General features: G+C 69.6%; 23 protein-coding genes. 8 read left to right on the plus strand and 15 right to left on the minus strand.

Features of this window, described 5'->3' with window-relative positions; all coding sequences use genetic code 11:
• Window positions 1-8: 8 nt before the first annotated feature.
• Window positions 9-2,690 carry a fumarate reductase/succinate dehydrogenase flavoprotein subunit gene (locus ABD236_RS29130; RefSeq protein ID WP_344078719.1) on the plus strand — a complete coding sequence of 894 codons (2,682 nt, stop codon included), beginning with the start codon at window positions 9-11 and terminating at the stop codon, window positions 2,688-2,690.
• A 394-nt stretch (window positions 2,691-3,084) separates the two neighbouring features.
• Here the strand turns inward: ABD236_RS29130 and nuoN are convergent, their stop codons facing one another.
• From nuoN to ABD236_RS29200, 14 genes are all read right to left on the minus strand, one after another.
• A complete protein-coding gene (gene nuoN / locus ABD236_RS29135) occupies window positions 3,085-4,740 on the minus strand; it encodes an NADH-quinone oxidoreductase subunit NuoN (RefSeq protein ID WP_344078722.1) in 1,656 nt (551 codons plus the stop codon).
• Window positions 4,737-6,308 carry an NADH-quinone oxidoreductase subunit M gene (locus ABD236_RS29140; RefSeq protein ID WP_344078724.1) on the minus strand — a complete coding sequence of 524 codons (1,572 nt, stop codon included), beginning with the start codon at window positions 6,306-6,308 and terminating at the stop codon, window positions 4,737-4,739. Before ABD236_RS29140 ends, nuoN begins: the two co-directional genes overlap by 4 nt.
• A gap of 3 nt (window positions 6,309-6,311) precedes the next feature.
• Window positions 6,312-8,258 carry an NADH-quinone oxidoreductase subunit L gene (gene nuoL, locus ABD236_RS29145; RefSeq protein WP_344078726.1) on the minus strand — a complete coding sequence of 649 codons (1,947 nt, stop codon included), beginning with the start codon at window positions 8,256-8,258 and terminating at the stop codon, window positions 6,312-6,314.
• A gap of 14 nt (window positions 8,259-8,272) precedes the next feature.
• Window positions 8,273-8,572: an NADH-quinone oxidoreductase subunit NuoK gene (nuoK, locus tag ABD236_RS29150; protein ID WP_067163047.1), complete on the minus strand. Its 300-nt coding sequence runs from the start codon at window positions 8,570-8,572 to the stop codon at window positions 8,273-8,275.
• Window positions 8,569-9,381 carry an NADH-quinone oxidoreductase subunit J gene (locus ABD236_RS29155; RefSeq protein ID WP_344078938.1) on the minus strand — a complete coding sequence of 271 codons (813 nt, stop codon included), beginning with the start codon at window positions 9,379-9,381 and terminating at the stop codon, window positions 8,569-8,571. Before ABD236_RS29155 ends, nuoK begins: the two co-directional genes overlap by 4 nt.
• Window positions 9,381-10,040 (minus strand): NADH-quinone oxidoreductase subunit NuoI, encoded by a 660-nt coding sequence (gene nuoI, locus ABD236_RS29160; protein WP_344078729.1) that lies wholly within the window; start codon window positions 10,038-10,040, stop codon window positions 9,381-9,383. Before nuoI ends, ABD236_RS29155 begins: the two co-directional genes overlap by 1 nt.
• Window positions 10,033-11,391: an NADH-quinone oxidoreductase subunit NuoH gene (gene nuoH / locus ABD236_RS29165; RefSeq protein ID WP_344078730.1), complete on the minus strand. Its 1,359-nt coding sequence runs from the start codon at window positions 11,389-11,391 to the stop codon at window positions 10,033-10,035. Before nuoH ends, nuoI begins: the two co-directional genes overlap by 8 nt.
• 61 nt (window positions 11,392-11,452) lie before the next feature.
• Complete coding sequence (locus ABD236_RS29170) at window positions 11,453-13,954, minus strand: NADH-quinone oxidoreductase subunit G (RefSeq protein ID WP_344078732.1); 2,502 nt, start codon at window positions 13,952-13,954, stop codon at window positions 11,453-11,455.
• Complete coding sequence (nuoF, locus tag ABD236_RS29175; RefSeq protein ID WP_283142119.1) at window positions 13,951-15,321, minus strand: NADH-quinone oxidoreductase subunit NuoF; 1,371 nt, start codon at window positions 15,319-15,321, stop codon at window positions 13,951-13,953. The genes ABD236_RS29170 and nuoF overlap by 4 nt, the downstream gene beginning before the upstream one ends.
• A complete protein-coding gene (nuoE, locus tag ABD236_RS29180; RefSeq protein ID WP_344078940.1) occupies window positions 15,321-16,193 on the minus strand; it encodes an NADH-quinone oxidoreductase subunit NuoE in 873 nt (290 codons plus the stop codon). The genes nuoF and nuoE overlap by 1 nt, the downstream gene beginning before the upstream one ends.
• Before the next feature lie 26 nt (window positions 16,194-16,219).
• Complete coding sequence (locus ABD236_RS29185) at window positions 16,220-17,596, minus strand: NADH-quinone oxidoreductase subunit D (protein ID WP_344078735.1); 1,377 nt, start codon at window positions 17,594-17,596, stop codon at window positions 16,220-16,222.
• Window positions 17,596-18,279, minus strand: a complete 684-nt coding sequence (locus ABD236_RS29190; RefSeq protein WP_344078942.1) for an NADH-quinone oxidoreductase subunit C — start codon at window positions 18,277-18,279, stop codon at window positions 17,596-17,598. Before ABD236_RS29190 ends, ABD236_RS29185 begins: the two co-directional genes overlap by 1 nt.
• A gap of 71 nt (window positions 18,280-18,350) precedes the next feature.
• Window positions 18,351-18,905: a NuoB/complex I 20 kDa subunit family protein gene (locus ABD236_RS29195; protein ID WP_067163033.1), complete on the minus strand. Its 555-nt coding sequence runs from the start codon at window positions 18,903-18,905 to the stop codon at window positions 18,351-18,353.
• 17 nt (window positions 18,906-18,922) lie between these two features.
• Entirely contained in the window at window positions 18,923-19,282 is a 360-nt protein-coding gene (locus ABD236_RS29200; RefSeq protein ID WP_007383963.1) for an NADH-quinone oxidoreductase subunit A, read from the minus strand.
• Between the two features lie 753 nt (window positions 19,283-20,035).
• Between ABD236_RS29200 and ABD236_RS29205 the strand changes: the two genes are divergently transcribed.
• Entirely contained in the window at window positions 20,036-20,854 is an 819-nt protein-coding gene (locus tag ABD236_RS29205; RefSeq protein WP_344078738.1) for a C40 family peptidase, read from the plus strand.
• Between the two features lie 116 nt (window positions 20,855-20,970).
• On the opposite strand, the gene ABD236_RS29210 is transcribed toward ABD236_RS29205, so the two are convergent.
• Window positions 20,971-21,363: an ATP-binding protein gene (locus ABD236_RS29210; RefSeq protein WP_344078740.1), complete on the minus strand. Its 393-nt coding sequence runs from the start codon at window positions 21,361-21,363 to the stop codon at window positions 20,971-20,973.
• Window positions 21,364-21,660: 297 nt separating this feature from the next.
• Between ABD236_RS29210 and ABD236_RS29215 the strand changes: the two genes are divergently transcribed.
• The 6 genes from ABD236_RS29215 (at window position 21,661) to ABD236_RS29240 (ending at window position 26,042) form a co-directional block, all read left to right on the plus strand.
• The gene (locus tag ABD236_RS29215) at window positions 21,661-22,512 is read left to right on the plus strand and encodes a DUF5753 domain-containing protein (protein WP_344078742.1); all 852 of its coding nucleotides are present in this window, start codon (window positions 21,661-21,663) and stop codon (window positions 22,510-22,512) included.
• Window positions 22,513-22,525: 13 nt separating this feature from the next.
• A complete protein-coding gene (locus tag ABD236_RS29220; protein WP_344078944.1) occupies window positions 22,526-22,720 on the plus strand; it encodes a DUF397 domain-containing protein in 195 nt (64 codons plus the stop codon).
• A 275-nt stretch (window positions 22,721-22,995) separates the two neighbouring features.
• On the plus strand, window positions 22,996-23,262 hold the full coding sequence (tgmA, locus tag ABD236_RS29225) for a putative ATP-grasp-modified RiPP (protein ID WP_344078744.1): 267 nt from the start codon (window positions 22,996-22,998) through the stop codon (window positions 23,260-23,262).
• A gap of 1 nt (window position 23,263) precedes the next feature.
• Window positions 23,264-24,229 carry an ATP-grasp ribosomal peptide maturase gene (tgmB, locus tag ABD236_RS29230; RefSeq protein ID WP_344078746.1) on the plus strand — a complete coding sequence of 322 codons (966 nt, stop codon included), beginning with the start codon at window positions 23,264-23,266 and terminating at the stop codon, window positions 24,227-24,229.
• Window positions 24,226-25,386, plus strand: a complete 1,161-nt coding sequence (gene tgmC / locus ABD236_RS29235; protein WP_344078748.1) for an ATP-grasp peptide maturase system methyltransferase — start codon at window positions 24,226-24,228, stop codon at window positions 25,384-25,386. Before tgmB ends, tgmC begins: the two co-directional genes overlap by 4 nt.
• A 92-nt stretch (window positions 25,387-25,478) precedes the next feature.
• Window positions 25,479-26,042, plus strand: coding sequence for a hypothetical protein (locus tag ABD236_RS29240; RefSeq protein WP_344078750.1), 564 nt, complete (start codon window positions 25,479-25,481; stop codon window positions 26,040-26,042).
• Window positions 26,043-26,061 lie beyond the last annotated feature (19 nt).

A 26,061-nucleotide genomic window follows, 5' to 3' on the forward strand; every position in this document is an offset into this window, starting at 1 on the left:
AGGCCCCCATGCAGATCCCCGCACTCGCCGACGCCGAGGAGCTGACCTGCGACGTCCTCGTCGTCGGGGGCGGCACCGCGGGCACCATGGCCGCGCTCACCGCCGCCGAGCGGGGCGCGAACGTCCTGCTCCTGGAGAAGGCGCACGTCCGTCACTCGGGCGCGCTGGCCATGGGCATGGACGGCGTCAACAACGCGGTGATCCCCGGCCGCGCCGAACCCGACGACTACGTCGCGGAGATCACCCGCGCCAACGACGGCGTCGTCGACCAGAGCACGGTCCGCCAGACCGCGACCCGCGGCTTCGCGATGGTCCAGCGCCTGGAGTCGTACGGCGTGAAGTTCGAGAAGGACGAGCACGGCGCGTACGCGGTCCGCCAGGTGCACCGCTCCGGCTCGTACGTCCTGCCCATGCCCGAGGGCAAGGACGTCAAGAAGGTCCTCTACCGGCAGCTGCGGCGGCGGGAGATGCGCGAGCGCATCCGGATCGAGAACCGGGTGATGCCGGTCCGCGTCCTGACGGCCGGCGGCCGGGCGGTCGGGGTGGCGGGCTTCCACACCCGTACCGGCGCGTTCGTCACCGTCCGCGCCGGCGCGGTGATCCTGGCGACCGGCGCCTGCGGGCGCCTGGGCCTGCCCGCCTCCGGATACCTCTACGGCACCTACGAGAACCCCACCAACGCGGGCGACGGCTACGCCATGGCGTACCACGCCGGCGCCGAGCTGACCGGCATCGAGTGCTTCCAGATCAATCCGTTGATCAAGGACTACAACGGCCCGGCCTGCGCGTACGTGGCGAATCCGTTCGGCGGCTACCAGGTCAACCGGCACGGCGAGCGGTTCGTCGACTCCGACTACTGGTCGGGGCAGATGATGGCCGAGTTCGCGGCCGAGGTGGCCAGCGACCGCGGTCCGGTCTACCTCAAGCTCAGCCATCTGCCCGAGGAGTCGGTCTCCGCCCTCGAAACGATCCTGCACTCCACCGAGCGCCCCACCCGCGGCACCTTCCACGCGAACCGGGGCCATGACTACCGCACCCACGACATCGAGATGCACATCTCGGAGATCGGCCTCTGCGGCGGCCACTCGGCGTCGGGCGTACGCGTCGACGACCACGGGCGCACCACCGTCCCCGGGCTGTACGCGGCGGGCGACCTGGCCTGTGTGCCGCACAACTACATGATCGGCGCGTTCGTCTTCGGCGATCTGGCGGGGGCGGACGCGGCGCGCTTCACCCCGTACGAGGGCGAGCTGCCGCCCGACCAGCTGCGGGCCGCCCACGAGCTGGTCTACCGGCCGCTGCGCAACCCGACGGGACCGCCGCAGCCGCAGGTCGAGTACAAGCTGCGCCGGTTCGTGAACGACTATGTGGCACCGCCCAAGTCGGGCGCCCGGCTGTCCCTGGCCGTCGAGCACTTCGAGCGGATGCGCACGGAGATCGAGCGGATGGGCGCGCACACCCCGCACGAGTTGATGCGGTGCGCGGAAGTGACGTTCATCCGGGACTGCGCGGAGATGGCGGCGCGCTCCTCCCTGGCCCGTACGGAGTCGCGCTGGGGCCTCTACCACGAGCGGACCGACCACCCCGAGCGCGACGACGAGGGCTGGCTGCACCACCTGGACCTGCGCAAGTCCCCGTCCGGGGCGATGGAGTTCACGGCCCGTCCGGTGGCGCCCTACCTGGTCCCGGTCGAGGGATACGCCCCCACCGGCGGGGCCCCGCGCCACCTCGGGGAGGTGCACCCGGAGCAGGTGGCGACGGCGGGTTCACGCGACCGCGCTCCGATCGGCTCGGGCGCGCCCGCGCGCACGCCCTCTCCGCCCGCCCCCCTCGCCTCCCGCTCCCCGCGCATCCTGGAGGTGCTGGCACTGACCGACGCGGAGGCGGGACTCGACGCGTTCGCCGGGTACTTGGCCGACCCCGATCCGGCCGTACGGGCCGCGGCCGTGGCCGCCCTCACCGAGACCGTCCCGGCCGGGGCGGGCCCGGCGCTGGCCGCGCGGCTCGCGGACCCGGACGCGGGGGTACGGGCGGCCGCGGCCCGCTCGCTCCTGGAGCTGGTCGAGGTGCTGCCCGCCGACTCCCGGTTGGCGGACGGGCTGCTGGCCGCGACGACGAGCGAGGACGCGGCGGTACGGGCCACCGTCCTGGACGTCCTGCGCGCGCTGCGCCTGGGCGAGGCCGGCCACTACGCCGGGCTCCTGAACGACCCCGACCGGGAGGTGCGGATCGCCGCGGTACGGGCGCTGGTCTCGGTCGACGCGTACGCGGAGGTGGCCAGGGCGGTGGACGACCCGGCCCGCGAGGTACGGGTGGCGGCGGCCCGGGGCCTGACCGCGCCCGCCCTGCTGGCCCCGCTGCTGGACGACGCGGACGCGCTGGTGCGGGGGGCGGCCTTCACGTCCCTGGGGGCCGGGCCCTGCCCCGGGCCGCTGGCGGACCGGGCGGTCGCGGCCCTCGGGGACGAGGCCTGGCAGGTCCGGGCGGGCGCGGCGACGGCGCTGTCGACGGCGTCGGCTTCTGTGGCGGTCCCGGCTTTGGCGACCGCCCTGCGCGACCCGAACGCGGACGTCCGCAAGGCGGCGGTCCTGTCCCTGCGGGCCCATCCGACCCCGCCCGCGCGGGAGGCCCTGACCACGGCGACGTCGGATCCGGACGCGGATGTACGGGCTTATGCGACGCGAAGCTAAGTGCCCGGTCTTTGTCTGCGGCTGAGTGGTGGGTTGCGCGCGCGAGGCCCGGCTTTTGTCTGCGGCTGAGTGGTGGGTTGCTCGCGCCGTTCCCCGCGCCCCTAACCCCTCTTTCGTCTGCAGGCCGTGGCCTCTTCTCGCGCAGTTCCCCGCGCCCCTAAACCCTCTTTCGTCTGCGGGCCGTGGCCGGTTGATCGCGCAGTTCCCCGCGCCCCTAAAGGCCTGTGGCTGAGCCGACTTCTCTGGCTGCGGCCTACTACCTAAGGGGCGCGGGGAACTGCGCGACCAGCCATCCACGGTCTGCGGACGAACGACGGTTTTCAGGGGCGCGGGGAACTGCGCGGGAGGCGGCCACCGGGGCGCAGACGAAGGCCGGGCGCAGCAGGGGGTGGGGCTAGCGGGCGAACACCCCCGCCTGGCCTGCCAGGTCCAGGAAGTACTGCGGCGCCACACCCAGCACCAGCGTCACCGCGACCCCGACCCCGATCGCCGTCATCGTCAGCGGCGAGGGAACGGCCACGGTCGGCCCGTCCGGCTTCGGCTCGCTGAAGAACATCAGCACGATCACCCGGATGTAGAAGAACGCGGCGATCGCCGACGAGATCACACCGACCACGACCAGCGCACCCGCACCCCCCTCCGCCGCCGCCTTGAAGACCGCGAACTTCCCGGTGAACCCGGAGGTCAGCGGGATGCCGGCGAAGGAGAGCAGGAAGACCGCGAACACCGCCGCCACCAGCGGCGAACGGCGGCCCAGGCCCGCCCACTTGGACAGGTGCGTCGCCTCGCCGCCCGCGTCGCGCACCAGCGTGACCACCGCGAAGGCGCCGATCGTTACGAACGAGTACGCCCCGAGGTAGAACAGCACCGAGGAGATGCCGTCCGCGTTGGTCGCGATCACACCGGCGAGGATGAACCCCGCGTGCGCGATCGACGAGTACGCGAGCAGCCGCTTGATGTCGGTCTGGGTGATCGCCACGATCGCGCCGCCGACCATGGTGACGATGGCGACGCCCCACATCACCGGCCGCCAGTCCCAGCGCATCCCGGGCAGCACCACGTACAGCAGCCGCAGCAGCGCGCCGAAGGCCGCGACCTTGGTGGCGGCCGCCATGAAGCCGGTGACCGGGGTGGGCGCGCCCTGGTAGACGTCGGGCGTCCACATGTGGAACGGCACCGCGCCGACCTTGAACAGCAACCCCATCAGGATCATCGCGCCGCCGATCAAGAGCAGCGCGTCGTTGCCCATGGTGCCCGCGAGCGCCGGGTCCACGGTCTGGACCGTGCCGTCGACGACGTCCGCGATCGTCGCGTACTGGACGGAGCCCGCGTACCCGTACAGCAGCGCGATGCCGAACAGCAGGAACGCCGAGGAGAACGCGCCCAGCAGGAAGTACTTCACGGCCGCTTCCTGCGACATCAGCCGCTTGCGGCGGGCCAGCGCGCAGAGCAGGTACAGCGGCAGGGAGAAGACCTCGAGCGCCACGAAGAGCGTCAGCAGGTCGTTGGCCGCCGGGAACACCAGCATCCCGGAGATCGCGAAGAGCGCCAGCGGGAAGACCTCGGTGGTGGTGAAACCGGCCTTGACCGCGGCCTTCTCGCTGTCGCTGCCCGGTACGGACGCAGCCTGCGCAGCGAACGAGTCGACCCGGTTGCCGTGCGCGTCGGGGTCGAGGCGGCGCTCCGCGAAGGTGAAGATCGCGACGATCGAGGCGAGGAGAATGGTGCCCTGGAGGAAGAGCGCGGGACCGTCGACGGCCACCGCGCCCATCGCCGCGATGTGCGCCTTCGTCGTGCCGTACCCCCCGGCGGCGAGCCCGACGACCGCGGCGAAGGCGGCGGCGAGCGCGACGACGGAGAGGAACACCTGGGCGTAGTAACGGCTCTTGCGCGGGACGAACGCCTCGACCAGCACGCCCACCACCGCCGCGCCGACCACGATCAGCGTGGGCGAGAGCTGGGCGTACTCGATGTGCGGGGCCGGGATCTTGTCGACCTTGCCGTCGGCCGCCGTCGTCCACAGGCTGTGGACAGCTGCTGCTGTGCTCACTGGGCCGCCTCCACCACGGGCTTGGGGTCCTTCTTGTGTACGTCGGACATGGTGTGCTGCACCGCCGGGTTGACGATGTCCGTCAGCGGCTTCGGGTAGACCCCCAGGAAGACCAGGATCGCGATCAGCGGGGCGACCACCAGGAGTTCGCGGACCTTGAGGTCCGGCATGCCCCGCACCTCGGCCTTGACCGGGCCGGTCATCGTGCGCTGGTAGAGCACCAGCACGTACAGCGCGGCCAGCACGATGCCCAGCGTGGCGATCACGCCGATCGCCGGATAGCGGCTGAACGTGCCCACCAGGACCAGAAACTCACTGACGAAGGGCGCGAGTCCCGGCAGCGACAGGGTCGCGAGGCCTCCCACCAGGAAGGTGCCCGCGAGGAGCGGCGCCACCTTCTGCACCCCTCCGTAGTCCGCGATCAGCCGCGAGCCGCGGCGCGAGATCAGGAAGCCCGCCACCAGCATCAGCGCGGCCGTCGAGATCCCGTGGTTGACCATGTAGAGCGTGGCGCCGGACTGGCCCTGGGTGGTCATCGCGAAGATGCCCATGATGATGAAGCCGAAGTGCGAGATCGACGCGTACGCCACCAGGCGCTTGATGTCGCGCTGGCCGACCGCGAGCAGCGCCCCGTAGATGATGCTGATCACCGCGAGGACCAGGATCACCGGCGTCGCCCACTTGGACGCCTCTGGGAAGAGCTGGAGGCAGAAGCGGAGCATCGCGAAGGTGCCGACCTTGTCGACCACCGCCGTGATCAGCACCGCGACCGGGGCCGTGGCCTCGCCCATCGCGTTGGGCAGCCAGGTGTGCAGCGGCCACAGCGGGGCCTTCACCGCGAAGGCGAAGAAGAAGCCGAGGAACAGCAGCCGCTCGGTGTTGGTCGCCATGTCCAGTGAGCCGTTCGCGCGCGCCGCCGCGATCTCGTCCAGCGAGAAGGTCCCGGCGACGTCGTAGAGGCCGATCACCGCGGCCAGCATGATCAGCCCGCCGACCAGGTTGTAGAGCAGGAACTTGACCGCCGCGTACGACCGTTGGGTGGCCGCCGCCTCGTCGCCGTGCTCATGGGCGCGGTCGCCGAAGCCGCCGATCAGGAAGTACATCGGGATCAGCATGGCTTCGAACAGGATGTAGAAGAGGAAGACGTCGGTGGCCTCGAAGGAGAGGATCACCATCGCCTCGACGGCGAGGATCAGGGCGAAGAAGCCCTGGGTGGGCCGCCAGCGGCTGCTGTGCGTCTCCAGGGGGTCCGCGTCGTGCCAGCCCGCCGCGATGACGAACGGGATCAGCAGCGCGGTGAGCGCGATCAGCGCCACCCCGATGCCGTCCACGCCCAGTTCGTAGCGGACGCCGAAGTCCTTGATCCAGGCGTGCGACTCGGTGAGCTGGTAGCGGTCTCCGCCGGGCTCGAACCGTACGAGCTGGACGGCGCCCAGGACCAGGGTGCCGAGCGAGACCAGCAGCGCCAGCCACTTGGCCGCGGTGCGCCGCTCGGCCGGGACGGCGGCGGTGGCGATCGCGCCGACCGCCGGGAGCGCCGCCGTCGCGGTAAGGAGGGGGAACGACATGCCTTACACCGCCCTCATCAGCAGGGTCGCGGCGATGAGCACCGCCGCACCTCCGAACATCGAGACCGCGTACGACCGGGCGAAGCCGTTCTGCAGCTTGCGCAGTCGGCCGGAGAGCCCGCCGAACCCGGCCGCGGTCCCGTTGACCACGCCGTCGACCAGGGTGTGGTCCACGTACACCAGCGAGCGGGTGAGGTGCTCGCCGCCGCGGACCAGGACCACGTGGTTGAAGTCGTCCTGGAGGAGGTCGCGGCGGGCGGCCCGGGTGAGCAGCGAGCCGCGCGGGGCGACCACCGGGACCGGCTTGCGGCCGTACTGCGCGTACGCGAGGCCGACGCCGATCAGCAGCACGGTGACGGTGGCCGCGGTGACCACGCCCTCGCTCACCGGGGAGTCGCCGTGCGAGAGGCTCGTGACCGGCTCCAGCCACTTCACGAACGACTCGTTGATGCTGAACAGACCGCCCGCGAGGACCGAGCCGAAGGCCAGCACGATCATCGGGATCGTCATGGTGCCGGGCGACTCGTGCGGGTGCGGCTCGGCGTGCTCGCCTCGGTGCTCAGCGGCCGGCTCCACGCTGGGCTCGGCCGGGGACGGGGTCGGGGCGTTGCGCCAGCGCTCCTCTCCGAAGAACGTCATCAGCATCACGCGCGTCATGTAGTACGCGGTGATGGCCGCGCCGAGGAGGGTGACCGCGCCGAGGATCCAGCCCTCGGTGCCGCCCTTGGCGAAGGCCGCCTCGATGATCTTGTCCTTGGACCAGAAGCCGGACAGGCCCGGGAAGCCGATGATGGCGAGGTAGCCGAGGCCGAAGGTGATGAAGGTGACCGGCATGTACTTGCGCAGGCCGCCGTACTTGCGCATGTCGACCTCGTCGTTCATCCCGTGCATCACGGAGCCCGCGCCGAGGAAGAGCCCGGCCTTGAAGAAGCCGTGGGTGACCAGGTGCATGATCGCGAAGGGGTAGCCGATGGGGCCGAGGCCGGTGGCGAGGACCATGTAGCCGATCTGCGACATGGTGGAGCCCGCCAGGGCCTTCTTGATGTCGTCCTTGGCGCAACCGACGATCGCACCGAACAGGAGCGTGACCGCGCCGACGACCACCACGACCGTCTGCACGTCCGGCACCGCGTTGAAGATCACGCCGGAGCGGGTGATCAGGTAGACGCCCGCCGTCACCATGGTCGCCGCGTGGATCAGGGCCGAGACCGGGGTCGGGCCCTCCATCGCGTCGCCCAGCCAGGACTGCAGCGGCACCTGGGCCGACTTGCCGCACGCGGCGAGCAGCAGCATCAGGCCGATGGTGGTGTTGCGGCCGTCGCCCGTCTCGCCGACCTCGTTGAAGACGGTCGAGAAGGCGAACGTGCCCCAGGTGGTGAACATGACCATGATGGCGATCGACAGGCCCATGTCGCCGACCCGGTTGACCAGGAAGGCCTTCTTGGCCGCGGTCGCCGCGCTCGGCTTGTGCTGCCAGAAGCCGATGAGCAGGTAGGACGCCAGACCCACGCCCTCCCAGCCCACGTACAGGAGCAGGTAGTTGTCGGCGAGGACCAGGAGCAGCATCGCCGCGAGGAACAGGTTGAGATAGCCGAAGAAGCGGCGGCGGTTCTCGTCGTGCTCCATGTAGCCGATCGAGTAGATGTGGATCAGGGTGCCCACACCGGTGATCAGCAGGACGAAGGTCATCGACAGCTGGTCGAGCTGGAAGCCGACGTCGGCCTGGAAGCCCTCCACCGGGACCCAGCTGAACAGGTGCTTGTGCACCGCCCGGTCGTCGGCCGTGCGGCCCAGCATGTCGGCGAAGAGCGCCACGCCGAGGCCGAAGGAGACGGCGGCGAGCAGGGTGCCCAGCCAGTGTCCGACGGCGTCGAGCCGCCGCCCGCCGCACAGCAGGACGGCCGCTCCGAGCAGAGGCGCCGCGATGAGCAGCGCAATCAGGTTCTCCACGATTCAGCGACCCCTCAGAGCTTCATCAGGCTGGCGTCGTCGACCGAGGCCGAGTGGCGGGAACGGAAGAGCGACACGATGATCGCGAGCCCGACGACGACTTCCGCGGCGGCGACGACCATCGTGAAGAAGGCGATGATCTGGCCGTCGAGGTTGCCGTGCATGCGGGAGAAGACCACGAACGCGAGGTTGCAGGCGTTGAGCATCAGCTCGACGCACATGAAGACCACGATCGCGTTCCGCCTGATGAGCACGCCGGCCGCGCCGATGGTGAACAACAGGGCGGACAGATAGAGATAGTTGACGGGGTTCACTTCGCGGCCTCCTCTTCACGGCCGAGCCGCTCGGCGGAGCGCTGCTCCAGCGCCTTCAGGTCGGACAGCGCCTCACTGGACACGTCACGGATCTGACCGCGGCCGCGCAGCGTCTGGTTGACGGTGAGCTCGGACGGCGTGCCGTCGGGCAGCAGGCCCGCGATGTCCACCGCGTTGTGCCGGGCGTAGACACCCGGGGCGGGCAGCGGCGGGAGGTGCTTGCCGTCGCGCACGCGCTGCTCGGAGAGCTCGCGCTGGGTCTTGGCGCGCTCGGTGCGCTCGCGGTGCGTGAGCACCATCGCGCCGATCGCCGAGGTGATCAGCAGGGCGCCGGTGATCTCGAAGGCGAACACGTACTTGGTGAAGATGAGGGCGGCCAGGCCCTCCACGTTGCCCCCGGCGTTGGCCTGCTTCAGCCCGTCGAAGTGCTTCAGCGAGGCGTTGGCGATCCCCGCGATGAGGAGCACCCCGAAGCCGACCCCGCAGACCGCGGCCCAGACGCGCTGGCCCCGGATGGTCTCCTTGAGCGAGTCGGCGGCGGTGACTCCGACCAGCATCACCACGAAGAGGAAGAGCATCATGATCGCGCCGGTGTAGACGACGACCTGGACGATGCCCAGGAAGTACGCCCCGTTGGCGAGGTAGAAGACCGCCAGGATGATCATGGTCCCGGCCAGACAGAGCGCGCTGTGCACGGCCTTCTTCATCAGTACGGTGCACAGCGCGCCGATGACGGCGACGGTGCCCAGCACCCAGAACTGGAACGCCTCCCCGGTGGAGGTCGTCGTGGCGGAGACGGCGAGCTGCATCACGCCTCCACCTCCTGGTGGTCCACGGCCACCGGCTGCTCCGCGGCCGGCGGCTGCTCGCCCTTGGAGACGGCGACCTGGCGGACCGTGCCGGGGGCGGCCTCGGTGACCAGGCCCCGGTAGTAGTCGGTCTCGGTCATGCCCGGGTGGATCGCGTGCGGCGAGTCGACCATGCCCTCTTCGAGCCCGGCGAGCAGCTGCTCCTTGGTGTAGATCAGATTGGCGCGACTGCTGTCGGCCAGTTCGAACTCGTTGGTCATCGTCAGCGCGCGCGTGGGGCACGCCTCGATGCACAGGCCGCACAGGATGCAGCGGGCGTAGTTGATCTGGTAGACGATTCCGTACCGCTCGCCCGGTGAGTAGCGCTCCTCGTCCTTGTTGTCGGCGCCCTCCACGTAGATCGCGTCGGCCGGGCAGGCCCAGGCGCACAGCTCGCAGCCGACGCACTTCTCCAGGCCGTCCGGATGCCGGTTGAGCTGGTGGCGCCCGTGGAAGCGGGGGGCCGTGGTCTTCTGCTGTTCCGGATACTGCTCGGTCAGCCGCTTCTTGAACATGGCCTTGAAGGTCACGCCGAAGCCGGCCACCGGGTTCTGGAACTTGCCCTCGGACGAAGCCCCGGGCTCGCCCGACGTCTGCGCCGGTTCCGATGACTTAGACACCCTCGCCCTCCCTTCCCTCACGGTCACTCTCAGTATCGGACCCACCACTGACAACCAACTCCCGCTGGTGGCGCGGGCGTCGCCTGGGCACCGGCGGAAGGGCCTGTCCGGGCAGCGGTGGCACCGGGAACCCGCCCGCCATCGGGTCGAACGCGGGTGGCGCCTCCTCGGCCGCCGACTCCTCCTGGCGGCCCCGGAAGACGTCCGCGACCAGCGAGATCAGCAGGACGGCGACGACCGCGCCGCCGACGTACAGCACGATCTTGGAGAAGTCGTGGCCGTCGTTGCGCAGCGCGCGCACGGTCGCCACCAGCATCAGCCAGACGACCGAGACCGGGATGAGGACCTTCCAGCCGAGCTTCATCAGCTGGTCGTAGCGGACACGGGGCAGCGTGCCGCGCAGCCAGATGAAGAAGAACAGCAGCAGCTGGACCTTGATGACGAACCAGAGCATCGGCCACCAGCCGTGGTTGGCGCCCTCCCAGAAGGTGGACACGGGCCACGGGGCCCGCCAGCCACCCAGGAAGAGGGTGGTCGACACCGCCGAGACGGTGACCATGTTGACGTACTCGGCCAGCATGAACAGCGCGAACTTGATCGAGGAGTACTCGGTGTTGAAGCCGCCGACCAGGTCGCCCTCGGACTCGGGCATGTCGAAGGGGGCGCGGTTGGTCTCGCCCACCATGGTGACCACGTAGATGATGAAGGAGACCGGCAGCAGGATGATGTACCAGCGGTCGTGCTGCTGGGCGACGATCTCCGAGGTCGACATCGACCCCGAGTAGAGGAAGACCGAGGCGAAGGCCGCGCCCATGGCGATCTCGTACGAGATCATCTGAGCGCACGAGCGGAGCCCGCCGAGCAGCGGGTACGTGGAGCCGGAGGACCAGCCCGCGAGCACGATGCCGTAGATGCCGACCGAGGCGCACGCGAGGATGTAGAGCATCGCGATCGGCAGGTCGGTGAGCTGCATCGTGGTGCGGTGGCCGAAGATCGAGACCTCGTTGCCGGAGGGCCCGAAGGGGATCACGGCGATCGCCATGAAGGCGGGGATCGCGGCGACGATCGGGGCCAGGACGTAGACCACCTTGTCGGCCCGCTTGACGACCACGTCCTCCTTCAGCATCAGCTTGATGCCGTCGGCGAGGGACTGGAGCATGCCCCAGGGGCCGTGCCGGTTGGGCCCGATGCGCAGCTGCATCCAGGCGACGACCTTGCGCTCCCAGACGATCGAGAACAGCACGGTCACCATCAGGAACGCGAAGCAGAACACGGCCTTGAGGGCGATGAGCCACCAGGGGTCGCGGCCGAACAGGGAGAGGTCCTCGGCCGCGAGGAAGGTCGGGGTCACGCTCGCACCTCCGGTACGTGGACGGCGGCGCCCGGTGCCGCGGGGCGGACGGGGAAGTCGGTCACGGCTGCACCTCCGGTGCGGCGGTGGCGGCGTCCCGCGCCGCCGGGCCGATGCGGACGAGCCGGCCCGGGACGGCGCCGGTGTCCGCGAACACGCCGCCGCCGGTCGAGTCGAGCGGCAGCCACACCACCCGGTCGGGCATCTCGGTGACCTTCAGCGGCAGCCGGACCGCGCCCGCGGGGCCGCTCACCTCCAGCAGGTCGCCGTCCTTGACGCCGGTCTCGGCCGCGGTGGCCGCCGAGAGCCGGGCGAGGGCCGCGTGCCGGGTCCCGGCCAGCGCCTCGTCGCCCTCCTGGAGGCTGCCCTGGTCGAGCAGCAGCCGGTGGCCCGCCAGGACCGCCTCGCCCTCGCCGGGGCGGGGCAGCGACTGGGCGGTCTCCAGCGGCTCGGTGGCGCGCGGGCCGTCCCAGTGGCCCAGGCCCCGCAGCTCCGCGCGCGCGGCGCGGTTGTCGGGCAGCGCCAGGTGGACGTCCATGGCGTCCGCGAGCATGTGCAGCACGCGCGCGTCGGCGGGCGCCAGGCGCCGGGTCATCTGCTCGGGCTTCAGCGCGGCCTCGAACATCCGCGCCCGGCCTTCCCAGTTGAGGAAGAAGCCGGACTTCTCGGCGACGGCCGCGACCGGGAAGACCACGTCCGCCCGCTCGGTGACCTCGCTCGGCCGCAGCTCCAGGGAGACCACGAAGGCCCCGGCGAGCGCTTCACGCGCGCGTGCCGGGTCCGGCAGGTCGGCCGGGTCGACGCCCGCGACCAGCAGCGCGCCCAGCTCGCCGGTGGCCGCGGCCTCGACGATCTGCCCGGTGTCCCGGCCGAAGCGGTGCGGCAGTTCGCGTACGCCCCAGGCGGCCGCCACCTCCTCACGCGCGCGTGGATCGGTGGCCGGGCGTCCGCCGGGCAGCAGCGCCGCCAGGGCGCCCGCCTCGATCGCGCCCCGCTCGCCGGCCCGGCGCGGGATCCACACCAGCTCGGCGCCGGTCGCGGCGGCGGCCCGTACGGCCGCGGTCAGCGCACCCGGCACGGCCGCGAGCCGCTCGCCGACCACGATGACGGAGCCGGCGGCCCGCAGCGCCTCGGCGGCGGCCGCGCCGTCGCCGTCCAGGCCGACCCCGCCCGCCAGCGCGTCCAGCCACTCGGTCTCGGTGCCGGGCGCGGCCGGCAGCAGCGTGCCGCCCGCCTTCTCCAGGCCCCGGGTCATATGGGTGGCCAGCGAGTAGCTGCGCTGGCCGTGCTTGCGCCAGGCCTTGCGCAGCCGCAGGAAGACGCCGGGCGCCTCCTCCTCCGCCTCGAACCCGACGAGCAGCACGGCGGGCGCCTTCTCCAGCGAGGCGTATGTGACGCCCTCCCCGGTGAGGTGGCCGCGCCCGGCGACCTTCGCGGCCAGGAAGTCGGCCTCCTCGGCCGAGTGCACGCGCGCGCGGAAGTCGACGTCGTTGGTGTCGAGGGCGATGCGGGCGAACTTGGCGTACGCGTAGGCGTCCTCGACGGTCAGCCGCCCGCCGGTGAGCACCCCGGCCCGGCCGCGGGCCGCCGAGAGACCGGCCGCGGCCGCCTCCAGCGCCTCGGGCCAGGAGGCGGGCACCAGCTCACCGGTCTCGTCGCGCACCAGCGGGGTGGTCAGCCGGTCCGGCTTCTGGGCGTACCGGAAGGCGAACCTCCCCTTGTCGCACAGCCACTCCTCGTTGACCTCGGGGTCGTTGGCCGCCAGACGCCGCATGACCTTGCCGCGCCGGTGGTCGGTGCGGGTGGCGCAGCCGCCGGCGCAGTGCTCGCACACCGACGGCGAGGACACCAGGTCGAAGGGGCGGGAGCGGAACCGGTAGGCCGCCGAGGTCAGCGCGCCGACCGGGCAGATCTGGATGGTGTTGCCGGAGAAGTACGACTCGAAGGGGTCGCCCTCGCCGGTGCCGACCTGCTGGAGCGCGCCGCGCTCCAGGAGCTCGATCATCGGGTCGCCCGCGATCTGCTCGGAGAAGCGGGTGCAGCGCGCGCACAGCACACAGCGCTCGCGGTCGAGCAGCACCTGGGTGGAGATCGGCACCGGCTTCTCGTAGGTGCGCTTGTGGCCCTCGAAGCGGGTGTCGGGGTCGCCGACCTGCATGGCCTGGTTCTGGAGCGGGCACTCGCCGCCCTTGTCGCAGACCGGGCAGTCCAGCGGGTGGTTGATGAGCAGCAGCTCCATCACCCCGCGCTGGGACTTCTCGGCCACCGGCGAGGTCAGCTGCGACCTGACCACCATGCCGTCGGTGCAGGTGATCGTGCAGGACGCCATCGGCTTGCGCTGGCCCTCCACCTCCACGATGCACTGGCGGCAGGCGCCGACCGGGTCGAGCAGCGGGTGGTCGCAGAAGCGCGGGATCTCGATGCCGAGCTGCTCGGCGGCCCGGATCACCAGCGTGCCCTTGGGGACGCTGATCTCCACGCCGTCGATGGTCAGCGAGACCAGGTCCTCGGGCGGCACCGCCGCCTCTCCCCCGCTGGAGGGAGCGCCAGTCGTCACCGTCATGCGTTCACCTCCGTGGTGCGGTGCGGGCTGTCGGCCCACAGGGTCGACTTGGCCGGGTCGAAGGGGCAGCCCCGGCCCGTGATGTGCTGCTCGTACTCCGCGCGGAAGTACTTGAGCGAGGAGAAGATGGGCGCCGCGGCGCCGTCGCCCAGCGCGCAGAACGACTTGCCGTTGATGTTGTCGGCGATGTCGTTGAGCTTGTCGAGGTCGCCCATGGCGCCCTTGCCCGCCTCGATGTCGCGGAGCAACTGGACCAGCCAGTACGTTCCTTCACGGCAGGGCGTGCACTTGCCGCAGGACTCGTGGGCGTAGAACTCGGTCCAGCGGGTGACCGCCCGCACCACGCAGGTGGTCTCGTCGAAGCACTGGAGCGCCTTGGTGCCGAGCATCGAGCCGGCCGCGCCGACCCCCTCGTAGTCCAGGGGGACGTCGAGGTGCTCGTCGGTGAACATCGGCGTCGAGGAGCCGCCCGGGGTCCAGAACTTGAGCCGGTGGCCCGGGCGCATCCCGCCGCTCATGTCGAGCAGCTGGCGCAGGGTGATGCCGAGCGGGGCCTCGAACTGGCCCGGGTTGGCGACGTGGCCGCTGAGCGAGTACAGCGTGAAGCCGGGCGACTTCTCGCTCCCCATCGACTTGAACCAGTCTTTTCCTCGGGTGAGGATCGCGGGAACGCTGGCGATGGACTCGACGTTGTTGACAACAGTGGGGCACGCGTAGAGACCGGCGACCGCGGGGAAGGGGGGACGCAGCCGGGGCTGACCGCGACGGCCTTCCAGGGAGTCCAGCAGCGCGGTCTCCTCACCGCAGATGTACGCGCCCGCGCCCGCGTGCACGGTGAGTTCGAGGTCGAGGCCGCTGCCGAGGATGTCCTTGCCGAGGTAGCCCGCCGCATAGGCCTCCCGCACGGCCTCGTGCAGCCTCCGCAGTACGGGGACGACCTCCCCGCGCAGATAGATGAACGCGTGCGACGACCTGATCGCGTAACAGGCGATCACGATGCCCTCGATGAGGCTGTGCGGGTTGGCGAAGAGGAGCGGGATGTCCTTGCAGGTCCCGGGCTCCGACTCGTCGGCGTTGACAACTAGATAGTGCGGTTTGCCATCGCCCTGCGGGATGAACTGCCACTTCATGCCCGTGGGGAAGCCCGCGCCGCCCCGGCCGCGCAGCCCGGAGTCCTTCACGTACGCGATGAGGTCGTCCGGTGACATGGCCAGGGCCTTGCGCAGGCCCTCGTAGCCGTCGTGCCGGCGGTAGGTCTCCAGGGTCCAGGATTCGGGCTGGTCCCAGAAGGCCGACAGTACGGGCGCGAGCAGCTTCTCCGGGCTGCTTCCGTTCCCGTTGCCGCTGAGTTCGGCTGCCAAGGTCATCACTCCCCCTCCTCGTCGACCGGGCCCGCCGGGTGCGCGGGGTCGGACGCAGAGGTCTGCTGCGGTGCGTCGTGCGAGCTGAGGTGCTGGGAGCCGGGCTGGGGCTCGTCGCGGGGGCCTTCGCCGCGTGGGCCTTCGGCGTGCGGGCCCTCGGCGTGCGGGCCTTCGGCGTGCGGGCCCTCGCCACGGGGGTGGACCACGCGCGCCTGCGGGGTCTCGCCCCTCGCCAGGCGCAGGCCGACCAGGGAGGCCGGGCCCGCCCCACCGCTCGCCGCGACGGCGCCGGGGCGCTCGTCGGGGAAGCCGGCCAGGATCCGGGCGGTCTCCTTGTAGGTGCACAGCGGGGCGCCCCGGGTGGGCTCCACCGGCCTGCCCTCGCGCAGGTCGTCGACCAGGCGCTTGGCCGACTCGGGGGTCTGGTTGTCGAAGAACTCCCAGTTGACCATCACCACGGGCGCGAAGTCGCAGGCGGCGTTGCACTCGATGTGTTCGAGCGTCACCTTGCCGTCGGGGGTGGTCTCGTCGTTGCCCACCCCGAGGTGGCGCTTGAGCTCGTCGAAGATGGCGTCCCCGCCCATCACCGCGCACAGCGTGTTGGTGCAGACGCCCACCTGGTAGTCGCCGGACGGCTTGCGCCGGTACATGGTGTAGAAGGTGGCGACGGCGGTCACCTCGGCGGTCGTGAGGTCCAGCATCTCGGCGCAGAAGCGCATCCCGGTACGGGAGACATGGCCCTCCTCCGACTGCACGAGGTGCAGCAGGGGCAGCAGCGCGGAGCGGCTGCCCGGATAGCGGGCGATGACCTCCTTGGCGTCCGCCTCCAGGCGGACTCGGACGTCGGCCGGGTAGTCGGGCGCGGGCAGCTGGGGCATGCCCAGGCTCGTCGGCGTGGTCTCGGTCACCGGTCGACGCCTCCCATCACGGGGTCGATGGACGCGACGGCGACGATGACGTCGGCGACCTGGCCGCCCTCGCACATCGCCGCCATGGCCTGGAGATTGGTGAAGGACGGGTCGCGGAAGTGGACCCGGTAGGGGCGGGTGCCTCCGTCGCTCACGACGTGCACCCCGAGCTCGCCCTTGGGCGACTCGACCGCCGCGTAGGCCTGTCCGACGGGCACCCGGAAGCCCTCGGTCACCAGCTTGAAGTGGTGGATCAGGGACTCCATGGAGGTGCCCATGATCTTCTTGATGTGGTCGAGCGAGTTGCCGAGCCCGTCCGGGCCGAGCGCCAGCTGGGCGGGCCAGGCGATCTTCTTGTCGGCGACCATCACCGGGCCGGGCTCCAGCCGGTCCAGGCACTGCTCGACGATCCGCAGCGACTGGCGCATCTCCTCCAGGCGCACCAGGAAGCGGCCGTAGGCGTCGCAGCTGTCGGCGGTGGGGACCTCGAAGTCGTAGCTCTCGTAGCCGCAGTACGGGTCGGTCTTGCGCAGGTCGTGCGGCAGGCCCGCCGAGCGCAGGATCGGTCCGGTCGCGCCGAGCGCCATGCAGCCCGTCAGGTCGAGGTAGCCGACGTCCTGCATCCGGGCCTTGAAGATCGGGTTGCCGGTGGCGAGCTTGTCGTACTCCGGCAGGTTCTTCTTCATCGTCTTCACGAACTCGCGGAGCTGGTCCACCGCGCCGGGCGGCAGGTCCTGGGCGAGTCCGCCGGGACGGACGAACGCGTGGTTCATCCGCAGACCGGTGATCAGCTCGAAGACGTCGAGGATGAGTTCGCGGTCCCGGAAGCCGTAGATCATGATCGTGGTGGCGCCGAGCTCCATGCCGCCGGTGGCGATGCAGACCAGGTGCGAGGAGAGCCGGTTCAGCTCCATCAGCAGCACCCGGATCACCGAGGCCCGGTCGGGGACCTGGTCGGTGATGCCGAGCAGCTTCTCCACGCCGAGGCAGTACGCCGTCTCGTTGAAGAACGGCGTCAGATAGTCCATGCGCGTGACGAAGGTGGTGCCCTGCGTCCAGTTCCGGAATTCGAGGTTCTTCTCGATGCCGGTGTGCAGATAGCCGATGCCGCAGCGGGCCTCGGTGACCGTCTCGCCGTCGATCTCCAGGATCAGCCGGAGCACACCGTGGGTGGAGGGGTGCTGGGGGCCCATGTTGACGACGATGCGCTCGTCGTCGGCGCGGGCGGCGGTGCGGGCGACCTCGTCCCAGTCGCCGCCGGTGACCGTGTAGACGGTTCCTTCGGTCGTCTCCCTGGCGGAGGACAGGGGTGTCCCGGAGGGACTCGTCGAGGGGCGGTGGCCGGGCGACGGGTGGGCGTGTGAAGTGGACATCAGGTGTACGACCTCCGCTGGTCCGGAGCCGGGATCTGGGCGCCCTTGTACTCGACGGGGATGCCGCCGAGGGGGTAGTCCTTGCGCTGCGGGAAGCCCTGCCAGTCGTCCGGCATCATGATCCGGGTGAGGGCGGGGTGGCCGTCGAAGACCAGGCCGAAGAAGTCGTAGGTCTCGCGCTCGTGCCAGTCGTTGGTCGGATAGACGGCGACCAGGGACGGCAGGTGCGGGTCGCTGTCCGGGGCGGTGACCTCGAGCCGGATCAGCCGGCCGTGGGTGAGCGAGCGCAGGTGGTAGACGGCGTGCAGCTCGCGGCCCTTGTCGCCGGGGAAGTGCACACCGCTCACGCCCGTACAGAGCTCGAAGCGCAGGGCCGGGTCGTCGCGCAGGGTCCGGGCCACCCGGACGAGGTGCTCGCGCGCGATGTGGAAGGTGAGCTCGCCGTGGTCGACGACCGTCTTCTCGATGGCGTTCTCGGGGAGCAGGCCCTGCTCCTCCAGGGCGCCTTCGAGTTCGTCGGCCACCTCGTCGAACCAGCCGCCGTAGGGGCGGGAGGAGGCGCCCGGCAGGGTCACCGTGCGGACCAGGCCGCCGTAGCCGGTGGTGTCGCCGCCCTTCTCGGCGCCGAACATGCCCCGGCGCACGCCGATGACGTCGCCGGTGTCGTCGCGCTGGGCGGGCAGTCCGCCGCTCTCGGGCGCCTCGGGCGTCCCGGGGGCGCCGTCGCCCGGTGTCTTCGGAGTACGGTCGTCGCTCACCGCAGCAGCCCCTTCATCTCGATGGTGGGCAGCGCCTTGAGGGCGGCCTCCTCCGCCTCGCGGGCGGCTTCCTCCGCGTTCACACCGAGCTTGGAGCCCTGGATCTTCTGGTGGAGCTTGAGGATCGCGTCGATCAGCATCTCGGGCCGGGGCGGGCAGCCGGGCAAATAGATGTCGACCGGCACAATGTGGTCGACGCCCTGCACAATCGCGTAATTGTTGAACATTCCGCCCGAGGACGCGCAAACCCCCATGGAGATGACCCACTTGGGGTTGGGCATCTGGTCGTAGACCTGCCGCAGGACCGGCGCCATCTTCTGGCTGACCCGGCCGGCCACGATCATCAGGTCGGCCTGGCGCGGTGAGCCGCGGAAGACCTCCATGCCGAACCGGGCCAGGTCGTAGCGGCCGGCGCCGGTCGTCATCATCTCGATGGCGCAGCAGGCCAGACCGAAGGTGGCGGGGAAGACGGACGCCTTGCGCACCCAGCCCGCGGCCTGTTCGACGGTGGTCAGCAGAAAGCCGCTCGGCAGTTTCTCTTCGAGTCCCATAGGTGCCCCTCAGCCCCTCAGTCCCATTCCAGGCCGCCGCGCCGCCATACATACGCGTAGGCGACGAACACGGTGAGCACGAAGAGCAGCATCTCCACGAGCCCGAAAACCCCCAGGGCGTCGAAGGTGACGGCCCAGGGGTAGAGGAAGACGATCTCGATGTCGAAGACGATGAAGAGCATCGCCGTCAGGTAGTACTTGATGGGGAAGCGGCCGCCTCCGGCCGGCGTGGGAGTCGGTTCGATGCCGCACTCGTACGCCTCAAGTTTCGCCCGGTTGTACCTTTTTGGGCCGATAAGCGTGGCCATGACCACGGAGAAGATCGCAAACCCAGCCCCGAGGGCGCCGAGCACGAGGATGGGCGCGTAGGCATTCACGCTCCTCGCTCCTTCCAGTCGTCCTTGACCGTTGGACCGCACACGGGCACCGCTGCCGCCTCCTCGCCGCGCGAAGATCGCGCACATGTGAGGCAGTTCACAAGCCCGACTGCCCCGCATCCTATGCCCGGTGGTCTGTGATCTGCGACACGGGGTACGCCAACGGCTTTGTGATCTCCACCACCTGACGAAGGATCATGAAGTCGGATGAGCAGTGATCTTCACACCCGAAGCGGCCGAGTGATCACAAGGCGTAGCATCCCCTCCTGTTACCGCTGGTCGCAAGGGGTGCGGCACTATCAAGACATGGGACCTACAGGCAAATTGGCGATGGACGCGTCCGGGTGATAAAGGATCACGGCTCACTCGTGCGGGTGAGATCGTCGCCAAGAAGTGGACCTGTGCACGCGTTCACGAACTCCGCGGCGCCCGCCCCGCCGACCGCCCTCGCCGCTCGTTGATCACGGCCCGGTCACGGACCGGCCGACGCTCGGCCACGAAGTGACCTGCGTCACACGAAACGGTCACGGATGAAACCGGGCTTGGCCAACGGTGTGAACGGATGGTAGGCGACGGGCAATTCGGACTATTTATAAAAACCACATGATCACAGCCCTGATCGCGCATGCCCGTATTGCCCGTTACGGCGTCAATAAGGGCTCAGAGGAAGCGGATTCGTCCGTTCCGGCCGCAACTGTGGCGCAGCACACGTTTCTTGAAGGGAACCGTGAACCCCTGATAGCGGTTGTTCTCATGTCCCACACCGCTCACATACCCAGCCACCGGAAGCCCCGCCGCAGCGCTTCCAAGCTCGCGCTCCGTGCCGGAGTTGCCGGTGGCGTCCTCAGCACCATCGCGGTGGCAGGCGCCGCCGGACCGGCCACTGCCGCCGAGCCGGTGACCGAGACCATCGAGATGCCCACGCTCACGACCGGGCTCGCGAGCACCGCCGCCGCCTCCGCCGAGGCCACCCAGCAGGTCGCCGCCGACCTCCAGCTGAAGGCCCAGCAGAACGCGGCCGCCTCCAGCGCCGCCAAGGTCGCCAAGAAGGCCAAGGCCGACGCGGACGCCAAGGCGGAGGCGGAGAAGAAGGCCAAGGCGGAAGCCGAGGCCAAGGCGAAGGCGGAGGCCTCCGAGCGCGCCTCCCGCTCCTCCGCGCGCACCACCCTGGCCTCGACCGGTGGCAGCAGCTCCGTCACCTCGTCCTCCAGCGCCACGGGTTCCGCCGCCACCATCGTGAACTTCGCGCTGGCCCAGGTCGGCAAGGCCTACGTGTCGGGTGCCACCGGCTCCAGCGCGTACGACTGCTCGGGCCTCGTCCAGGCCGCGTACCGCCAGGTGGGCATCGACCTGCCGCGCGTCTCGCAGGACCAGTCGACCGCGGGCCGCCAGGTCTCGCTCTCGAACCTCCAGCCCGGCGACGTCCTCTACTGGGGCGGCGCGGGCTCCGCGTACCACGTGGCCATCTACGTCGGCGGCGGCAAGTTCGTCGGCGCGCAGAACTCCTCGACCGGTGTGGTCGAGCGCAGCATGGACTGGGACCGCCCGAGCGGCGCGGTCCGCGTCCTCTAGTCGCGGCGCTCAGACAGGCTCTCAGATACGGCGAAGGGCCGGTGCTCCTCTCGGGGGGAGCACCGGCCCTTCGGCCGTGCAGGGCTCCCTCCCCCGGCTTCATAGCGGGTGACGGATCACGCGGACGCCCCCTTACCGCCGGCTTTCATCGTGAACCAGACCGCTTTGGAGCTGGGTTCCATGCCGCCGTAGACCGTGACACCCCACTCGTCGGACATGAGGCTGACGATCTTGAGCCCCATTCCGTGTTCTCGCAGCGTCAGAGGTTCGAGCGGCACGGGCTGTACGCGAGGTTGGTCGTCGTACACGTAGACTGTCACGGACGCGGGGGCCACGGTCACCTCAATGTGGACCAGAACCGCGCTCGTGTGGCGGTAGACGTTCGCGACCAGCTCGCTCGTGCACGACCGCGCGGACTCCACGAGCCCCTGGTGACCGGTGAACGTCAACAGCGCCGCGACCAGCACCCTTATCTCACCGGCCGCACTGGCGCGGTTCGCCGTGCTCACACGCAAGGTTCTTGTCGAGGTCGGCACTGGTGGTGCGGGAGGTAAGGCTGCGGTCGTCACTTCATCGTCTCCCATCGTCTGCTCTCGCGCTGCTCGCGAGGCGTGGCAATGGCCGTTCTGAAGGGCGCCAACTCAGCGCCCAGCGGCTGCACTTCGCTTCAGCGGCATGCGACGCGGTGCTGGACCGAAGGTAGCGCCTTAGTCTCACTAGTGATACCCATTCGGCTAAACCATGGGCCATGGTGGACCCCTGTGGGGATACGAGGCCACACTGAGGGCCGACAGAAGGGGAGGCAGATGCCGCCTAGGAAGGCTCCGACAGCACGGCAGCGGCGCTTGGGCGCAGAACTGCGCAAGATGCGCGAGCACGCCGGCCTGTCGCTCGCCGACGCGGCCGCACTTCTGGGGACGGATCGGACAGCGATCAGCAACAGCGAGTCCGGGCGGTTCGGCGTGAGTGGCGAACGCGTCCGACACTGGGCGGGCCTGTACCAGTGCCCGGCCCAGGAGTACATCGAGGCACTGGTGGCCGTAGCCGAAGAACGCGGCCGAGGATGGTGGGAGGACTACAGGGGAAAGCTCTCGCCCGGAGCACTCGACCTTGCCGAGTTGGAGGCCAACGCCAGCGGGTTGCGCAGCGTCACGATCATGCATATGCCCGGGCAGCTCCAGACCGAGGAGTACGCCCGCGCCGTGTTCGAGGAAGCCGTTCCTCCGCTCAGCCCGGTCGACCTTCGTGCCCGCCTGTCACACCGCCTGAAGCGTCGCGACGTACTCGACCGCTCCGATCCCCTGCCGTGCACATTTCTGGTTCACGAGGCCGCGTTGCGGATGCAGTATGGCGGCCCGAAGATCGCCCGCGCCCAGCTCGACCACCTCCTCAAGGAGCCCGAGCGCGACAACGTCACCGTGCGCGTGATCCCGTTCTCGATCGGCGGGTTCCCGAACGCCGGAAGCTCCACCCTCTACGTCTATGGCCCCGTACCCCAGCTCGATACCGTGCAGATGGACACCCCAACAGGCCCGGCGTTCCTGGACGCCGAAACCCTCCTCGCGAACTATCGGGCCGTCCTTGATCGAACACAGGAGCGATCATTGACTCCGGATAGGTCAAGGGACTTCATTCACGGAATCGCACAACAAGTATGAAGGCGTGGAGATAGTGGATATTCAGTGGCAAAAGTCCTCATTCTCAACGGACTCAGAGGGCAACTGCCTGGAGCTCGCTGAGGTTGGTGACGAGATACTGCTTCGCGAGAGCGACAACAGTGACGTGATCATCCGAACCAGCCGGGCAAAGCTCCTCGCATTCTTCCGGGGCGTGGAAGCACGCGAGTTCGATCGCTACACGAAGTAACCGAACCCCTTGGGACATTGGCCCCTCGCCCGACCGGCCGGGGGCCTTCATGGTCCGTATCACGAAATGGCATATGCCGTCTCACTCGTTAGACGACAAACGGTTGATGCGGATCTTCAGCCAGCGCTACGGTCGCAAGGCGATGCCAGTCCGGAGAGTCCAGCAAATCGACCCCGCGACAGCAGAACTCTCCGCAGTCTCAGGCCTGTTGGAGGAGAGTCACCAACGGTTGTCCTCGCTTACGCGCGGAGGACGTCTACCCTCGGAGGAGAACCGTGCCCAATCCCGCGACGGCGCCCTGGGGCGTACAGCGCTTGGAGCTGTACACCAACTTCACCCACGTGCCTTATGCGCAAAAAGAGTTAGACCCCGAGACCCAGAAGACCCGTTACCTCGACATGGACGGCGTCAGCGTCGACATGGGTGAGCACGGCACGGGCACCACGACCGCCAACCAGACGTCGACATCGTCCGACGGTGGCGGCCCCAACCCGCCCCCGCCCGCAGACTCCGACCTCACTTCAGACGACGACTCGGACTGACATGTCCGAGGCGCCGGTTCTCGTCGTCACCGCACTCGGTGACGTCACCGCAGACCTGGTTTTGGGCGAGCTCTACGGCCGGGGCGTTCCGGCCGTACGGCTCGATCCCGCCAGCGACTTCTCCGACACCGCCTCCATGAGTGCGCGGATCGAGGGCGGGGCCTTCACCGGGGAGGTCACCACCGCGACCCGGCACCTCGACCTGTCGAGTGTCCGCTCTGTCTATTGGCGTCGCCCGACGCCGTTCAGCAGTCCGCAGCAGGCGGATACTCCCGAAAAGCGGTTCGCGGTCGAGCAGTCGCGCCACGGCTACTCGGGGGCCCTGCACGCGCTGCCGGAGGTCCCGTACGTCAACCACCCGGCTCGAAACCGAGAAGCCGAGAACAAGGTGCTCCAACTTGCCACCGCAGCCCGATTGGGTTTCTCGCTCCCCAACACCCTCATTACGGACGTCCCAGCGGACGCCGCCAAGTTCGCGGCCGAGCACGAGACCGTGATCTACAAGCCTGTGCACCGCGTGCACCTCGCAGGCGAGGACGGCCGGAACCGCACCATCTGGGTGCGCACCGTTCGGGCGGACGAGCTCGACGACTCGATCGCCCTGTGCCCTCACCTCTTCCAAGCCTGCGTGCCGAAGGTCGCCGACGTCCGCCTCGCCATGGTCGGAGATCAGGCATTCGCGACCCGCATCGACATCGACGGCGATCACCTCGACTGGCGCCAGGACCAAAGCCTGATCACCTGCTCCCCCGTCCCTGCCCCCGGCCCCGTGCGTGACGCCGCGCGCACCTTCCTTCATACGTTCGGGCTCCGCTTCGGCGCTTTTGACTTCGCCCTGGACGAGGACGGCCGATGGTGGTTCCTCGAATGCAACCCCAACGGGCAATGGGCTTTCGTCGACGAGTCCACGACCCGCGCCATCGCGTGCGCACTCGCCGACACCCTTCAGAAGGGCGACACCGCATGACCCAGGAAACCGCCGCCGAGCTGCGCCGTCGGCTGGTCGAGCAGCTCGTCGCCGATGAGGTGCTGCACGATCCCGAGGTGCGCCGCGCGGCTGAGGCCGTGCCCCGCGAGGTGTTTCTCGGCAGCGCGATCTACCGGCCGAGCAGTCCCCCAGGGGTCACCGTTTGGACGGCCGCCCGTCGCGACGACACTCCGGCCGACGAGTGGCTGCGCCTCACGTACGAGAATCAGACATGGGTGACGCAGATCGACGGCGTACTCGCCGAGAACGCCACCGGCCCCGTTACGGGCGGCAGTCCGACCTCGTCCTCGACCCTGCCCGGCGTCGTCCTGTGGATGATCGAACAGGCCGGTATCGCCCGCGGTAAACGCGTGCTCGTCATCGGCACGGGTACGGGCCTCTCCACCGCCTACGTCTGCGAGGTCGCCGGCGAGGAGAACGTGACCTCGATCGAGACCGACCCGGACGCGGCTGAGCGCGCCCTCAAGGCTCTCGGCGAGGCAGGTTACGCTCCCACGCTCGTCACGGCTGACGGTCTACGAGGCTATCCCGACCGGGCCCCGTACGACGTCGTTATCGCCTTCTGCTCCATGCGGTACGTCCCGTACGGACTGCTCCAGCAGGTCGCCCCCGGCGGCACGCTGCTCGTCACCCTCTCCGGCTGGGGCGTCGCACACGGACTCGTGCGCCTCACCGTCGAGGACAACGGCGCCGCACAAGGCCGCTTCCTTCCCGGCTACACCTCATTCATGATCGCCCGCCCGCACGACCGCCCGCCGCACGGGCGCTTCGAGCTGCTGCCGGGGAATGAGCGCCCGAGCCGCATCGACCCGGCCCTGCTCGACGACTGGACCGGCCGGTTCATCGCACAGCTTGCCGCACCCTCGGCGGAGCGTCTCGGCGCGGGAGCCGAGCAGGTGCTGCTCGATGTCGCCACCGGATCACAGGCACGGACCCGTACCGCGGACAGCGGCAAGGGCTGGACCGTGGTCCAGCGCGGACCACTCAACCTCTGGGACAAGGTCGAGGACTCGATCGCCACATGGCAGAGGAACGGCTCGCCGTTCCTGTCCGAGTTCGGAATGACCATCACCCCGGACGCCCAAAAGGTCTGGCTCCGCGTACCGCACGGGCCGAGCTGGGCACTGCCCACCTAGGGCGCCTGTGCCCTCGCCGCCCGGCTGATCGGCAGCTCAGAACTCGCTCAATTGCCGTTTACCCGGCCCCCTTCGGACGCAGAACGCCCACCATGACAGACCTGGACTGGGGGACCGTCCCAGCATGGGCAAGTGCGTTCCTTACGAGCGGATCACTGCTCCTCGGCTTCTACATCCTGCTGCGGGACCGCAGGAAGGAAGAACGACAGGAAGCGCTCAAAGTCGTGTGCTGGTCGGTGTACGGCTATGACGACTCGCCCGACAAGGGCATGCACGTGGTACACGTACTGAACACCTCGACTCGACCGATCTACGACGCTTCAGTACTGGTTGACCTGAGACTCGGCGACTTCGACGGATTCGAGGGGTTCGGGCTTGCCGTCATCATTCCGTCGACAGAAGAGGCGACGACTCGGATCGACAGACGGATGAATGATCGCAAGGTCTTTCCGGCGGCGATCAGCTTCACCGATGGCGACGGCATCGACTGGATACGGGAACTCGACTCGCGCCGCCTCTACCGCGACCCGCGCTCCGGCCACCGCTACCTCACCAGGCTCCGCTGGAGGGTGCAGAGTGCCAAGCAGTACGGCTGGCGAAGGCTCTTTGCTCGTAGACGGCCTACTCCGCCGGTACGGCGCAGACTCCTGCGCTAGCGGTAGGCAGGACGCTCCC

The sequence above is a fragment of the Streptomyces crystallinus genome (genome assembly GCF_039521265.1).
GTDB lineage: Bacteria > Actinomycetota > Actinomycetes > Streptomycetales > Streptomycetaceae > Streptomyces > Streptomyces crystallinus.